The sequence below is a fragment of the Paraburkholderia sp. MM5384-R2 genome (assembly GCF_014201025.1).
Lineage (GTDB): Bacteria > Pseudomonadota > Gammaproteobacteria > Burkholderiales > Burkholderiaceae > Paraburkholderia > Paraburkholderia tuberum.
In genome coordinates, this window is sequence record NZ_JACHDI010000003.1 from 117,186 (window position 1) to 131,755 (window position 14,570).

Sequence of the window (14,570 nt, forward strand, 5' to 3'; positions counted from 1 at the left end):
ACGCCGACACGTCATGCGACGCGCGAGCGCCGCAGGAACGCCGGAATCGAGCTCACCACATCCGGCTTGCCCGCATTGCCGGCGATGAACGGGCTCCACGGTTGCGCGCGAATCGGTCCCTTGGTGTGCCACACGACGTTGAACTGACCATCCGCGCGTACCTCGCCGATCATCACCGGCTTGTGCAGATGGTGGTTGCCGTCCATCTCCAGCGTGAAGCCCGACGGTGCGGCGAAAGTCTGGCCGACCATCGCGACGCGCACCTTGTCGACCTCGGTGCTCTTTGCTTTCTCGACCGCCTGCTTCCACATATGCATGCCGACGAAGGTCGCTTCCATCGGATCGTTGGTCACGCGCTTCGTGCCGCCCGGCAGGTTGTTGTCCTTGACCCACGTGGCCCATTGCTTCTTGAACTTCTCGTTGGTCGGATTGCGCAACGACATGAAGTAGTTCCAGGCCGCGAGATTGCCGACGAGCGGCTTCGTATCGATGCCGCGCAGCTCCTCTTCGCCGACCGAGAACGCGACGACCGGCACATCCGACGCCTTCAGCCCCTGGTTGCCGAGCTCCTTGTAGAACGGCACGTTCGAATCGCCGTTCACGGTCGAAATCACCGCGGTCTTGCCGCCTTGCGAGAAGGTCTTGATGTTCGCGACGATGGTCTGATAGTCGCTGTGGCCGAACGGTGTATAGACCTCCTGAATGTCGGCTTCCTGCACGCCCTTCGATTTGAGGAACGCGCGCAGGATCTTGTTGGTCGTGCGCGGATACACATAGTCGGTGCCGAGCAGGAAGAAGCGCTTCGCGCCGCCGCCTTCGGCGCTCATCAGGTATTCGGTCGCGGGAATCGCCTGCTGGTTCGGCGCAGCGCCCGTATAGAACACATTGCGCGACATTTCCTCGCCTTCGTACTGCACCGGATAGAACAGCAGGCCGTTCAGCTCCTCGAACACCGGCAGCACCGACTTGCGCGACACCGAGGTCCAGCAGCCGAACACGACCGCGCACTTGTCCTGCGTCAGAAGCTGGCGCGCCTTCTCGGCGAACAGCGGCCAGTTCGACGCCGGGTCGACGACCACCGGCTGGATCTGACGGCCCATCACACCGCCGTTCTTGTTGATGTCGGCGATCGTCATCAACGCGGTGTCTTTCAGCGACGTTTCGGAGATCGCCATCGTGCCGGACAGCGAATGCAGGATGCCCACCTTGATCGGGCCGCTATCGGACTGCGCGTGCGCGAACGGCACACGGCCCGCGAGCGCGAGCGCGCCGGACATGGAGCCGAACTTCAACAGACTGCGACGTTTCATGTGCTTTCCCCTTGTCATTGATGGTCACTGTTTATGAGTGTCGATTTCAGCCAGCCTGGCTGAGCTCGCACGCCTAGCCGATCGTCTACTGCAAGGCACATGCCATGTGACACATTCGGTGCGATGCGCGTGCGATGCCCGTTGCGGCGCGGCTATCGGCGCGAGGGCGGCGCGTCGAGCCATCGATGCCGCGGCGCGAAAGTGGTGCAGTCGCGCGCGCCGCGCCTCGTTCGGGTGCGTGTCGCGCCGCGACGAAGCGCACTTTGCCGCCAGCGAAGCGCCGCTGGCGCGCGTGGGGCATCGGCGGTGCATGGGCGGCATCGGGGCGCCGCGTCTTTGTGCATGACGTGGGGTTTGGGTGGACTGAAAGACCGCCGATGCCGAACAGGGAGAGCCGACAGGTCGTTGGCGGCTTAGGGAAGAGTGAATCCTGGCATATCAAGTCTGTCGCAGGTCATACAGTGGATGGGGCATTGCTATCGTGCCAGTATCCTAAACCGATGATTCGGGTTCTACTTCAAGGGAATCAAACTCTATAAGTAATTCAGCGCCTAGTGTGGCCTCAAGGACCGCAATGTTTTTCAACGGCTTCCCTTTCCCCCACGAGTAAGCTTTGTCCAGCGAGGCTAGTGCCTTCCGGTACTCATCCGAATTGAAATCGGTTAGCACCTTGATTGAGTAGACGATGTTCTGTATCAGAAAGTCGTTGGCCCAACATCGGGTGGCCCCGCTGAACAACAGCCGTACTCGGTCTTTCTTGTTATCGAACATCAGACGAAGTTCGACAACCTCCTTGTCCATGTCCGCTGCTATACCGAGCAGGTACCAGTCGTGAAATGATACGTACTGTTCAATGATTTTCATCTTGAGTCATCCATCCATCAGGGGTTCCAAGGACTGAAGGGTACAACCAAGCCCCCACCGTCTCGCGCGCTGCCATTCCAGTTATGTGCGTGCGGTTTCATGCCATTGTGAAAATGGTCGAAATCCAGGTCTACAACAGGTTTCCCATCATCTCCGAATAGCCGCATCTGCCCACTGCCCGGATTCGTGTACCACGTTCCCGGCTCGCCCTCGTTTGGAGTTTTGGCAATGTCGAATGAGTCAACATCAGCGATACCCGACTGGTATTCGAACGGCTGCGCGTCACCAGGCAGCGTCGATGCGTCTCCATCGCCGGCTCGCGCACCGATCACGGCGACAGCGACATCGAGCAGACTGCCGTCGCTGCTGCGACCAGACGCGGCGGCAGGTGCGACGAACAACGGGACTTGCCGCGTGAGCTGATCGTACGGGCCGGACCGCATGAGTCTGTCGTTCGGCAGATCGGCTGCCCTCACCGCAAAATTCCTCAGCGGCGTGCTATGGGTTTGCGGAAACAGGTCAGCACGACGGCCTTTGACGGCAAGCAGGCCTCCCCGCCGCACCTCTGCGAGAAGCGCATTGATGACCCACCAGCCATCGGTGTCAGGGTCACGGCCTCGGAAAGCTTGAAACGGTAGGGACAGACGCCTCCCAATGCTTTTGATCAGATCCTGGTCCCGTTCCCACCCGCTATGGTTCAGTCCGGCGATACCGAGAAATTCCCTGGTATCTGCTTTGGCCCTCTCGAGGTCGGCGGCCTTCCTCAGGCACGCCTTGTAATGCCACTCGTCACAGATTACATAACAAGCACCCAAGGGCCTCTGACAGCGCAGCTCCACGGAGTGCATCTCAAACACGGACAAGGACATAGGTATTGTCGACGATCTATATGAAGTCGCTGCCCGGATCGGCAGCGATCAGATAATCACCGTGCGACAGGTTGTCCGTACATGGGCGACGGCCCAAAATTTTGGCTGCTCTAGCGAGCGTGCGCAGCACCAAAGACAAACGGCGCAAAGACCATCAGCCCTTGCGCCGCTTCAATGCGCTACCGCGCGGTAAATCTCAATAAGTCGGAACCGACGGATCGACCTGACGCGACCACGCGTCGATCCCGCCTTGCAGATTGAACACGTTGGTGTGTCCGCGCGATTCGAGGAACATCGCGACCTGCGCGCTGCGCGCACCGTGATGGCAGATGCAGACGATCTGCGCGTCGTCATCGAGTTCTTCGCTGCGCGCGGGAATCTCGCGCATCGGAATCGACACGATGCCGGCGATCGACGCCGTTTGCAGTTCCCACGGCTCGCGTACGTCGAGCAGCACGGGTGCGGGGCGCGAGGTATCGGCGAGCCATTCGGCGAGTGCGGGAGCGGTCAGGTTTTGCATCAGCGAGACATCCAGTTCGTGGGGACGGCGGCTTACTCGCCGCCCGTCCAGATCAACAATACAGCGCGAAGCGCAGCGAAAAAGAGCCGCTTAGAACCTGAACCGCGCCGGCTGCACCGCATTGGCGAGCGGCTCGACATAGGTTTCGAACACGTCGGAGATGCGGTATTGCTTCTCGTCGATGCGCGTGATGATCTGCGCCTTCATCACCGGCGCGCCGCCGACGAACGCCGCGAGACGGCCGCCGACCTTCAGCTGTTCGAGGATTTCCTGCGGCAGCACCGGCAGACCGCCCGACGCGCAGATCACGTCGTACGGTGCCGCGCCGGTCCAGCCGCGCGCGGCGTCGCCGGTCGCGACTTCGACGTTCAGCACGCCGTTGGCGATCAGGTTGCTCTTCGCGAACTCGGCCAGTTCCGGTTCGATGTCGACGGTCAACACGTGTTGCGCGCGATGCGCGAGCAGCGCCGCCATGTAACCCGAGCCCGCGCCGATTTCCAGCACGCTTTCGTGCTTCTTCACCGCGAGTTCCTGCAGCACGCGCGCCTCGACGCGCGGCGCCAGCATGTGCTGGCCGGCCGGCAGCGGCACTTCGAAGTCGGCAAAAGCCAGGTCGCGGTAAGCGGCGGGGACGAAATTCTCACGTTTGACGATCGACAGCAGATTCAGCACGTCCTGGTCGAGCACTTCCCAGGGGCGGATCTGCTGTTCGATCATGTTGAAACGCGCTTGCTCGATGTTCATGGTGGATTCGGCGGTTTTGGTTTGGCGAGCGGGCGGCGGCTGCCGCAGACTTTTGTCCTGACCCGGCCCCGGCGGATTGCCGGCGGCCGCGGCTTCGGAGCAAGGTATTCGCATCGCAAGCCGCGTCAGGGGAACTGCGGGATTGTATCAAATGGCGGACTCGCGCCGGCTGCTCGCGGGCAAGCGACAGGCCGGGTGGCCCCCGTGTTAATCCCTAGCGATCCGTCCTTGCGATTCGCATCGCCATCGCCACAAAATGTAATCGATTACATTTTTGCTGCGAGGTCGTGTGTCCCCAACGCCGTCCCGAACGCCGTCCCGATCGTCGCCGGCCCTGGTGTCCGGCGCGAGCAGTCAACCGCAACCGCAGCCGCAGAGGCGCTCGCCGCGCGCGGCCGACGGGCCGTCGATCGCCGGCGTGGCCGAGCAGGCGGGCGTGTCGGTCGCGACGGTGTCGCGCGTGCTGAACGGCCACGAGAACGTGCGGCCCGCTACCCGCGACAGGGTGCTCGCCGCGATCAACGCGAGCGGCTACCGCGTCAACGAACTTGCGCGCAATCTGCGCACCGCCGAAAGCCGCCTGCTGCTGACGATGGTGCCGGACTTCGGCAATCCGTTTTACGCGGAGATCGTGCGCGGTATCGACAGCGTCGCGCGTCAGCACGGCTATTTCATGCTGCTATGCGACACCGGCGCGGACCCGGGGCGTGAGCGCAGCTACTTCGACATGCTGCGGCGGCGCCGCGCGGACGGCGCGATCTGCCTCGATCCGGCGACGATCCAGCAGGCGCTCGGCGAAGCGTCGCAGGCGCTGCCGTGGGTCGCGTGCTGCGAGTTCGATCCGCAGATGGGCGTGCCCTACGTCGGCATCGACAACTACCGCGCGGCCGGCGACGCGGTGCGCCACCTGCTCACGCGCGGCCACCGGCGCATCGGCTTGATCAATTCCGACGTCGACTATCTGTATGCGCGCCAGCGTCAGCAGGGCTACCTCGACGCCTTGAGCGACGCGGGCATCGCGCCCGACCCGCGCTGGCGCATGAATCTGAACAGCCTCGATTACGAAGCGGGTGCGTCGGCCGCGGCTGCGTTGATGCGGCAGCCCGATGCGCCGAGCGCGATCTTCGCGGTGTCGGACACGCTCGCGATCGGCGCGATCCACGGCTTGCGCAGCGTCGGCAAGCGCGTGCCCGACGACGTCGCCGTGGCCGGCTTCGACGACATCTCGCTCGCCGCGCAGATCGATCCGCCGCTCACGACGATCGCGCAGCCGATGCGCGAGCTCGGCGAGACCGCCGCGCGTCTGCTGCTGCAACGCCTCGCGAATCCGCAGGCCAACGTGCCGGGCGTGCTGCTGCCGCATCGCCTCGTGATCCGCGGGAGTGCGTGAGCCATGAGCCTCGCGATCCGTTTCGACGACATCCGCAAGGACTTCGGGCCCGTGCGCGTGCTGCACGGCGTGAGCTTCGAACTCGCACCCGGCCGCATCTACGGTCTGCTCGGCGAGAACGGCGCGGGCAAGTCGACGCTGATGAAAATCCTCGCCGGCTATGAAACGGCAACGTCAGGCAGCGTGCTGGTCGACGGCCACGCGCAGCGCTTCGCCGGCTCACGCGACGCCGAGGCGCAGGGCATCGTGCTGATCCACCAGGAGTTCAACCTCGCCGAGCATCTGACGATCGCGCAGAACATGTACCTCGGTCACGAGAAGCGCCGCGGCTGGTTAGTCGACGATGCCGCGATGCGCAGCGACGCCGCGCGCTATCTCGCGCAGGTCGGGCTCGAGCGCGCGCCGGACACGAAGGTGCGCGAGCTGATCGTCGCGGAAAAGCAGATGGTCGAGATCGCGAAGGCGCTGTCGCGCCGTGCGCGTCTCCTGATCATGGACGAGCCGACCGCGACCCTGACGCCCGCCGAGACCGAACGGCTCTTCGCGCTGATGCTGAAGCTCAAGGCCGATGGCGTGACGATCGTCTACATCTCGCACAAGCTCGATGAAGTGGAGCGCATCACCGACGAAGTGATCGTGATGCGCGATGGCCGCTTCGTCGCGCGCGGTGAAACCGCGGGGCTCGCGCGTCAGCAGATGGCGAACCTGATGGTCGGGCGCGACGTGTCCGACATGTTCCCCGACAAGCAGACGGTGCCCGCCGACACGCCGATCGCGTTACGTGTGAACGGCCTGACGGTGCCCGACTGGGTCGAGGATCTGAGCTTCGAGGTGCGCGCGGGCGAAGTGCTCGGTTTCGCGGGCCTCGTCGGCGCGGGCCGCACCGAGGCGTTCGAGGCGATCCTCGGCTTGCGCAAACGCACGGGCGGCACGATTGAAATCGCCGGCCGGGCAGTCGATCTGAAGAACCCGCGCGACGCGATGCGCCACGGTCTCACGTATCTGAGCGAGGACCGTAAGGGCAAGGGTCTGCACGTCGACCTGAGCCTGCAGGACAACGTCACGCTGATGACGCTCGAACGCTACGCGCACCCGCTGCTCGACATGAAAGCGGGGCGCGCGGCCTTGCAGAAGGCCGTCGGCGAATTCGGCATTCGTACCGGCGACCTGTCGAGCCGCGCGCGCATGCTGTCGGGCGGCAACCAGCAGAAGCTCGCGCTTGCGAAGTTCCTGCAGCCCGACCCGAACGTGATCGTGCTCGACGAGCCGACGCGCGGCGTCGACGTGGGCGCGAAACGCGACATCTACTTCCTGATTCATCGTCTCGCCGCGCAGGGCCGCGCGGTGATCGTCATTTCATCCGAACTGATCGAGTTGATCGGCTTGTGCCATCGCGTCGCCGTCATGCGCGCGGGACATCTGCAAGCGACGCTGACGCTCGAGCATCTGACTGAACAGGAGTTGATCGCTCATGCGACCGGCACCCACTGAAGCCGTGCAATCACGGCGCGCGCTGCGCGTCGCGCAGCGGCTCTACACGCTCGGGCCGCTCGCCGGGCTGATCGTGCTGTGCATCGTCGGCACGCTGCTCAATCGCGACTTTGCGACGCTCGACAACCTGATGAACGTGCTGACGCGCACGTCGTTCATCGGCATCATCGCGGTCGGCATGACCTTCGTGATCATCTCGGGCGGCATCGATCTGTCGGTCGGCTCGATGGCCGCGCTGATCGCGGGCATCATGATCTGGCTGATGAACGGGCTCGCGGCGGGCGCCGCCGGTCATGCGTTGCCGCCGCTCGTGATCGTGACGATCGGCATCGTCGCGGCGTTCGTGCTCGGCGCGCTGTTCGGCTGCGCGCATGGGCTGTTGATCACCAAAGGGCGCATCGAGCCGTTCATCGTCACCCTGGGCACGCTCGGGATTTTTCGCGCAGTGCTGACATGGCTGGCCGATGGCGGCGCGCTGACGCTCAATGATTCTCTATCGGACCTCTACGGTCCCGTCTATTACGCGAGCCTGTTCGGCGTGCCGGTGCCGATCTGGGTGTTTCTCGTGGTCGCGGCCGGCGGCGCGCTGATCCTCAATCGCACCGCGTTCGGCCGGCATGTGCAGGCGATCGGTTCGAACGAACAGGTCGCGCGTTATGCGGCGATTCGCGTCGATACGGTGAAGATCGTCACTTATGTGCTGCTGGGGATTTGCGTGGGCGTGGCCACCGTGCTCTACGTGCCGCGCCTCGGCTCCGCCACGCCGACCACGGGCCTGTTGTGGGAGCTCGAAGCGATCGCGTCGGTGGTGGTCGGCGGCACCGCGCTCAAGGGCGGCGAGGGGCGCGTAATCGGCACCGTGATCGGCGCGATCCTGCTGTCGGTGATCGCGAACATCCTGAACCTGACCAGCATCATCAGCGTGTATCTGAACGCGGCGGTGCAGGGCGTCGTGATTATTTTCGTCGCGTTCGTGCAGCGTGGGCGGCGCTAGCCGCGCACTTCCAGGCGGCGCGAGCGCGGTGAAAAAAGCGCGCTGAACAAATCGCAGCGAAGCAGGCGTAGCAAAGCAGGCGCGGTAAACCAACGGCAGGTCCGAAAAATCGAGGCGAGCGAACGCCTCATGATTGGAGACACACACCATGAAGCAAGTCATTCGAGCGATCGGCGCCGGCGTGCTGGCGTTGGGGATACTGGGCACGAGCGGCGCGGCGCGCGCCGACGACAAGGTCACGCTGGGCGTCGCGATTCCGACGGCCGATCACGGCTTCACCGGCGGCATCGTCTGGTGGGCGAACAAGGCGAAGGCGGATCTCGAGAAGGCGCATCCGGATCTGAAAGTGATCGTGAAAACGGCCGCCAACGCGCCCGAGCAGGCGAACCAGTTGCAGGATCTCGTGACGGTCAACAAGATCAACGCGCTCGTGATCTTCCCGTACGAATCGGCGACGCTGACACAGCCGGTCGAGCAGGTGAAGAAGAAAGGCGTGTACGTGACGGTGGTCGATCGCGGCCTGACGAACACGAGCGCGCAGGACGCCTACGTGGCCGGCGACAACACCGCGTTCGGCAAGATTCCGGCCGAGTACCTGGCGAAGGCGCTCGACGGCAAGGGCAACGTCGTCGCGCTGCGCGGCATTCCGACCACGCTCGACAACGAGCGCTGGACCGCCTTCACCGGCGTGATGAAAAACTATCCGGACATCAAGATTCTCGATGCGAAGTACGCGAACTGGAATCGCGACGACGCGTTCAAGGTGATGCAGGACTACCTGACGCGCTTCAAGCACATCGACGCCGTATGGGCCGCCGACGACGACATGGCGGTCGGCGTGCTGAAGGCGATCGATCAGGCGAAGCGCAACGACATCAAGATCGTGTTCGGCGGCGCGGGCTCGAAGGGCATGGTGAAGAACGTGATGGACGGCGCGCCGATGATCAAGGCCGACGTGTCGTACTCGCCGAAATTCATCTACGACGCGATCAAGCTGACGGCCGAAGCGCGGCTGAAAGGCGACAAGCTGCCGGCGACCACGATCATTCCGTCGGTGCTGATCACGAAGGAAAACGCCCAGCAGTTCTATTTCCCCGACTCGCCGTTCTGAGCGGCGCGCCGAGCATCGTCTAGCACGCGCGGGCGCGGCCCGCGCGCAAAGTTCGAGGAACCGTACGATGAAAACCATCAAAGGGCCGGCGATTTTTCTCGCGCAGTTCGTGGGCGACGACGTGCCGTTCGACAACCTCGCGCATCTCGCGGATTGGGCCGCGGGTCTCGGCTTCAAGGGCATCCAGGTGCCGTGCGACCCGCGCCTGATCGATCTCGACAAGGCGGCCGCGAGCGACGCGTATTGCGACGAACTGCGCGAGAGCGTCGACAACGCGGGCGTCGCGATCACCGAACTATCGACCCATCTGCAAGGGCAACTGGTCGCCGTGCATCCGGCTTACGACACGCTGTTCGACGGCTTCGCCGCGCCGCAGGTGCGCGGCAATCCGGCGGCGCGCACCGAATGGGCGATCGCGCAGATGAAGCTCGCGGCGCAGGCGTCGCGTCGTTTGGGCCTGAGCACGCACGTGTCGTTTTCGGGCGCGCTCGCGTGGCCGTATCTGTACCCGTGGCCGCAGCGGCCGGCCGGTCTCGTCGAAGCCGCGTTCGAAGAGCTCGCGCGCCGCTGGACGCCGATTCTCGATGCGTTCGACGCGGCCGGCGTCGATGTCTGCTACGAACTGCATCCGGGCGAAGACCTCCACGACGGCGTGACGTTCGAGCGCTTTCTCGCGGCGGTCGATCAGCATCCGCGCGCGAACATCCTGTACGATCCGAGCCACTTCGTGCTGCAACAGCTCGACTATCTCGCGTTCATCGATATCTACCACGAGCGCATCAAGGCGTTTCATGTGAAGGACGCGGAGTTTCGTCCGACCGGCAAGCAGGGCGTGTACGGCGGCTACAGCGGCTGGGTCGAACGCGCGGGGCGGTTTCGCTCGCTCGGCGATGGGCAGATCGACTTCGGCGCGATCTTCTCGAAGCTGGCGCAGTTCGATTTTCCGGGCTGGGCCGTGCTCGAATGGGAATGCGCATTGAAGCATCCGCACGACGGCGCGCGCGAAGGCGCGGAGTTCATTCGCCGGCACATCATCCGCGTGGCCGGGCGTGCGTTCGATGACTTCGCGGGAAGCGGTGTCGATACCGCGCAGTTAAAAAGCGTGCTCGGCATCTGACGGCCGGGCGGTGACAGCCGACGCAACACATGGGAGCGCAAACAATGCAGCGAAGAAGGCTCAGGCTGGGGATGGTCGGCGGCGGGCAGGGCGCGTTCATTGGCGCCGTGCATCGGATCGCCGCGCGGCTCGACGATCGTTTCGAACTGGTGGCGGGCGCGTTGTCGTCCGATTCCGAGCGCGCGCGGGCGAGCGCCGTCGAAGCGGGCATCGCGCGCAGCTACGCGGATTGGCGCGAGATGGCGCGCGCCGAGGCCGCGCGCGAGGATGGCATCGACGCGGTCGCGATCGTCACGCCGAATCATCTGCACGCGCCGGTCGCGACGGCGTTTCTCGAAGCCGGTATCCACGTGATCTGCGACAAGCCGCTCGCGGTTTCGCTCGCCGAAGGCGAAGCGCTCGCGAAGCTCGCGCAGTCAAAAAAGCGGCTGTTTGCATTGACGCATACCTATTCGGGCTACCCGCTCGTGCGGCATGCGCGCGAGCTGGTCGAACGTGGCGAACTGGGCGAGATTCGCGTCGTGCAGGTCGAATATGCGCAGGACTGGCTCGCCGAGCCGGTCGAAACAGGCGGCGCGAACAGGCAGGCGGGCTGGCGCACCGATCCGGCGTTGGCGGGGCCGGCCGGGTGCCTCGGCGATATCGGCACGCACGCGTATCAACTGGCCGCTTTCGTGACGGGGATGATGCCGCGCGCGCTGTCGGCCGAGTTGCACACGTTCGTACCGGGGCGTCGTGTCGACGATCACGTGCAGGCGATGCTGCGTTATGCGAACGGCGCGCGCGGCATGTTGTGGGCGAGCCAGGTGGCGAGCGGCGCGGAGAACGCGCTGCGCTTGCGCGTGTATGGCACGAAGGCGGGACTCGCGTTCGATCAGGAGGAGCCGAACGCCTTGTGGTTCACGCCGTTGGGCGGCGCTGCCGAACGATTGACGCGCGCTCGGGTGAAAAGTCAGGTTGCCGCGCATGCGACGCGCGTGCCGGCCGGGCATCCGGAAGGCTATCTGGAAGCGTTCGCGCAGTTGTACCAGGATGCGGCGTTGCAGATCGATGCGTTGAACGATGGTCGCGCGCCGCCAGCCGAGAGCCTGCTGTTGACGACGGTCGATGATGGCGTCGACGGTTTGCGGTTTATCGAGGCGGTGCTGAAAAGCAGTGCGGCGGATGGGCGGTGGGTGCAGATGGAAGGGGCATGAAGCGTTGCAACAAAACGCCAGGTCGGCGAAGCTGCCGGGGCGTCAACCGCCCTTGCTTTTCTTGATCTGCGCTTCGAACGCGATATCGAGCTTGCTGGCCTTGCGCGGCTTCTGCGGGCCGTACGCGTCGACGAACTTGACGAAGTCGTCGAGCGTCAGCGGGTCGGACACTTTCTGGTCGACTCCGCTCGATTTGTCGACCAGATAGAACAGGCCGCCGGACAGACTGATCGCGGCGAAGCGCGGGTTGCCGCTGCGCGTTTTCAGGCGCTCGACGGCGTGGATGGCTCGGGTGGTGCGCATGATGGGGACTGCGGCGGCTGATTGACGAGAGCGTTACTTTAACAATTTTGCCGACGGTATGCGGTTGGGGACTATGGACGAAAACACGCGATGAACCACGACCCGCTCAGCGACAGCGGAGAAGGGTGGCTCGCGCTCGCGCTTCGGCGCCGCGCTCCGGCTTACTCGCTCAGCTCCCGATGCAACGCCCGATACTCCTGCGCGAGCTTATGCCCCGGATCGAGATGAATGACGGGTGTCGCCAGCTGATGCGACTCACGGATCTTCACCGACGATGACAAGCGCGACCCCAGCACCGGCAAGCCTTCGCCGATCAGTTCGTCGACGAGCTTCTGCGGCAGGCTCGCGCGAGGCTGGAACTGGTTGATGACGATGCCCTCCACCTGCAGCGCGTCGTTGTGATCCTGCTGGATCTCCTTGACGTTTTCGAGCAGCGTGTAGAGCGCGCGACGCGAGAAGTCGTCGCAGTCGAACGGAATCAGACAACGCTCGACGGCGATCAGCGCCGAGCGCGTGTAGAAGTTCAGCGCGGGCGGCGTGTCGATGTAAATCGCGTCGTACATGTCGAGTTCGTTCAGCGCGTCGCGCAGCTTGTAGATCTTGTAGCGCGATTCGAGCTTGCCGTGCAGCGTGTCGAGGTCCGGATGGGCGGGCATCACGTCGAGATTCTCGAAGCGCGTCGGATGGATGAACGAGGTCGCTTCCACGGGTTTGAAGCTGAAGCCGAGCGCGGTTTCGAAGAAGCCCGCGACAGTGGGGTTGACCTCGCTCGCCTGGGCGCCGAGCAGGTACTGGGTCGAATTCGCCTGGGCATCGAGGTCGATCACCAGCGTGCGCAGCCCTTCGCTCGCGCTGATGGCCGCCAGGTTGCAGACGATGGTCGATTTGCCTACGCCACCTTTCTGATTGAATACAACGCGCCGCATGGTCTCCCCTTGAACGGAAGCGGTTACAAAGGGCCCAGCATACCTGAGTCGGGTGACGGCGCTGATTTCGATGGGTTGTTCGTGACCGGGTCAGCGTTGCACGGTATCCACGTCGACCACCACCTTCACACGTCCAGTCCCACTGGCAACGAGCTGATAGGCCTCATCCGCGCTGCGCAAATCGAACCGTGTGTCATCGACCACGGGCGCGAGCGCGCCGCTTTCCACGAGCCGCGTCGCTTCGCGCATCATCTCGCCGAGGTGCGCGCGATATCGACCGGTCAGCAACGGATACAGCGTGAAGATCCCTGAATAGCTGGCTTCACGAAACGACAGCGGCGCAAGCGCATGCGTCCCCCAGCCAAGCGCACTGACCACATGCCCGAAGTGCCGGACCGCGGCAAACGACGCATCGAGCGAGGCCCCCCCTACCGTATCGACGACCAGATCGAATCCTTCGCCATCGGTCAAACTCGCCACATACTGTTCGACCGTCTGCGCGCGGTAGTCGATCGGTGTCGCGCCGAGCCGCCGAACCAGCTCGGCATTGTGTGCGCTTGCGGTTGCATAGACGTCGGCGCCGAGCGCGCGCGCCAGTTGCACGGCGATGTGGCCGACCCCTCCGGCGCCACCCTGGACCAGCACTTTGGTTCCGCCTTGCAGATGCGCGCGATCGACGATACCCGCATACGACGTGATGAACGCGAGCGGCAACGCGGCGGCCTCGCGCATCGACAGATTGCGCGGCGCATGGGCGAGCAGGGCGGCATCGACCGCGGCGTACTCGGCGAGTGACCCCTGGATGCCGCCGACGCCGCCGGTCATGCCATACACGTTGTCGCCGACAGCGAACCCGCCGACGCCATCGCCGAGCGCCTCCACCGTGCCCGCGAGGTCGATACCGAGGACGAGCGGCAACGGGTGTTGCGCGTGCGCGGCCTCGCCCGCGCGAATCTTGATGTCGAGCGGATTGGGGCCGCTCGCGGCGACGCGCACCAGGACCTGGCCGGCAGCGGGTTCCGGGCGAGGCAGCGTCGTGTATTCGAGCGGGCCGTTGTATTGGCTGAGGATCAGAGCGTGCATGGACATAACGGTCTCCTTGGTTCGACGCGTTACCGCGCGGCCGCATCGACGAGGGCGGCCACACCGCTCACCGGCTTCATCAAGTCGTCCGGCAGACCATGCCGCTCACGAAGATAGGCCGTCGAGTTGAACGATAGCCACGCACGGCCGTCCGCGTCCTCCCAGACGAGCACCTTCAAAGGAAGATCGAGCGCGGCGGTCGGCGCGAGTTGCATCAGCGGTGTACCGGCTTTGGGATTGCCGAAGATCAGGAGCCGGCTGAACGGCATCGACAGTCCCTCGCGCCCAGCGTCACCGCTGAAATCGATGCACGCGAAAACCGTCAGCCCTCGCTCCAGAATCAAGGTTTGAAGACGCTCGGCGGTCGCGTCGCCCGTATGGGTGCTTGCAACGGTGACGATGCCAGCGCTGGCGTTCTCTGCGATCGAAGCGGTGGCCATCATGCCTCCCGTGCGGATGTTGTGCTCCGGCAGCGTTCGCGTGATCAGGTCTGCGTCACGGGCAACGCGTTGACCGAGACGCAGCATGCGTCGCGTGCGTGCAATGCGCCAACGGAGAAGCGGATCCATGCAGTGTAGGCATTCGCTGGCGCGGTGTGGCTGATCGTGCGGACGCGCTGTGAGGGAAGTTCTACCGAAAGGCGAATGGAAGC

15 protein-coding genes are annotated in these 14,570 nt (G+C 64.4%); 6 read left to right on the forward strand and 9 right to left on the reverse strand.

The annotated features are described in order from the left end of the window. Positions 1-11 precede the first annotated feature (11 nt). The 5 genes from urtA to HDG37_RS06690 form a co-directional block, all read right to left on the reverse strand. Positions 12-1,310, reverse strand: a complete 1,299-nt coding sequence (gene urtA / locus HDG37_RS06670) for an urea ABC transporter substrate-binding protein (RefSeq protein ID WP_184020929.1) — start codon at positions 1,308-1,310, stop codon at positions 12-14. Between the two features lie 492 nt (positions 1,311-1,802). Beyond that, complete coding sequence (locus HDG37_RS06675; RefSeq protein WP_184045504.1) at positions 1,803-2,174, reverse strand: hypothetical protein; 372 nt, start codon at positions 2,172-2,174, stop codon at positions 1,803-1,805. A gap of 17 nt (positions 2,175-2,191) precedes the next feature. After that, positions 2,192-3,043, reverse strand: coding sequence for a hypothetical protein (locus HDG37_RS06680; protein ID WP_184045506.1), 852 nt, complete (start codon positions 3,041-3,043; stop codon positions 2,192-2,194). Positions 3,044-3,239: 196 nt separating this feature from the next. Then, positions 3,240-3,563: a rhodanese-like domain-containing protein gene (locus HDG37_RS06685; protein ID WP_018419659.1), complete on the reverse strand. Its 324-nt coding sequence runs from the start codon at positions 3,561-3,563 to the stop codon at positions 3,240-3,242. 90 nt (positions 3,564-3,653) lie between these two features. Continuing rightward, positions 3,654-4,307 carry a protein-L-isoaspartate O-methyltransferase gene (locus HDG37_RS06690; RefSeq protein WP_184045508.1) on the reverse strand — a complete coding sequence of 218 codons (654 nt, stop codon included), beginning with the start codon at positions 4,305-4,307 and terminating at the stop codon, positions 3,654-3,656. 337 nt (positions 4,308-4,644) lie between these two features. Between HDG37_RS06690 and HDG37_RS06695 the strand changes: the two genes are divergently transcribed. The 6 genes from HDG37_RS06695 (at position 4,645) to HDG37_RS06720 (ending at position 11,606) form a co-directional block, all read left to right on the forward strand. Then, positions 4,645-5,697 carry a LacI family DNA-binding transcriptional regulator gene (locus HDG37_RS06695; protein WP_184045975.1) on the forward strand — a complete coding sequence of 351 codons (1,053 nt, stop codon included), beginning with the start codon at positions 4,645-4,647 and terminating at the stop codon, positions 5,695-5,697. Between the two features lie 3 nt (positions 5,698-5,700). Next, positions 5,701-7,188: a sugar ABC transporter ATP-binding protein gene (locus HDG37_RS06700; protein WP_184045510.1), complete on the forward strand. Its 1,488-nt coding sequence runs from the start codon at positions 5,701-5,703 to the stop codon at positions 7,186-7,188. Next, positions 7,169-8,182 carry an ABC transporter permease gene (locus HDG37_RS06705; protein ID WP_184045512.1) on the forward strand — a complete coding sequence of 338 codons (1,014 nt, stop codon included), beginning with the start codon at positions 7,169-7,171 and terminating at the stop codon, positions 8,180-8,182. Before HDG37_RS06700 ends, HDG37_RS06705 begins: the two co-directional genes overlap by 20 nt. Before the next feature lie 148 nt (positions 8,183-8,330). Beyond that, positions 8,331-9,293, forward strand: a complete 963-nt coding sequence (locus HDG37_RS06710) for a substrate-binding domain-containing protein (RefSeq protein WP_018419664.1) — start codon at positions 8,331-8,333, stop codon at positions 9,291-9,293. A gap of 67 nt (positions 9,294-9,360) precedes the next feature. Continuing rightward, a complete protein-coding gene (locus HDG37_RS06715) occupies positions 9,361-10,410 on the forward strand; it encodes a sugar phosphate isomerase/epimerase (RefSeq protein WP_184045514.1) in 1,050 nt (349 codons plus the stop codon). A 44-nt stretch (positions 10,411-10,454) separates the two neighbouring features. After that, entirely contained in the window at positions 10,455-11,606 is a 1,152-nt protein-coding gene (locus HDG37_RS06720) for a Gfo/Idh/MocA family protein (RefSeq protein ID WP_184045516.1), read from the forward strand. A 42-nt stretch (positions 11,607-11,648) separates the two neighbouring features. Here the strand turns inward: HDG37_RS06720 and HDG37_RS06725 are convergent, their stop codons facing one another. From HDG37_RS06725 to HDG37_RS06740, 4 genes are all read right to left on the reverse strand, one after another. Beyond that, positions 11,649-11,909, reverse strand: a complete 261-nt coding sequence (locus tag HDG37_RS06725; protein WP_184045518.1) for a hypothetical protein — start codon at positions 11,907-11,909, stop codon at positions 11,649-11,651. Between the two features lie 161 nt (positions 11,910-12,070). Then, positions 12,071-12,835 (reverse strand): ParA family protein, encoded by a 765-nt coding sequence (locus tag HDG37_RS06730; protein ID WP_090803391.1) that lies wholly within the window; start codon positions 12,833-12,835, stop codon positions 12,071-12,073. Positions 12,836-12,925: 90 nt separating this feature from the next. After that, positions 12,926-13,924 carry a zinc-dependent alcohol dehydrogenase family protein gene (locus HDG37_RS06735; protein ID WP_184045520.1) on the reverse strand — a complete coding sequence of 333 codons (999 nt, stop codon included), beginning with the start codon at positions 13,922-13,924 and terminating at the stop codon, positions 12,926-12,928. Positions 13,925-13,947: 23 nt separating this feature from the next. Next, positions 13,948-14,487, reverse strand: coding sequence for a DUF302 domain-containing protein (locus HDG37_RS06740; RefSeq protein WP_260332784.1), 540 nt, complete (start codon positions 14,485-14,487; stop codon positions 13,948-13,950). Positions 14,488-14,570: the final 83 nt, after the last annotated feature.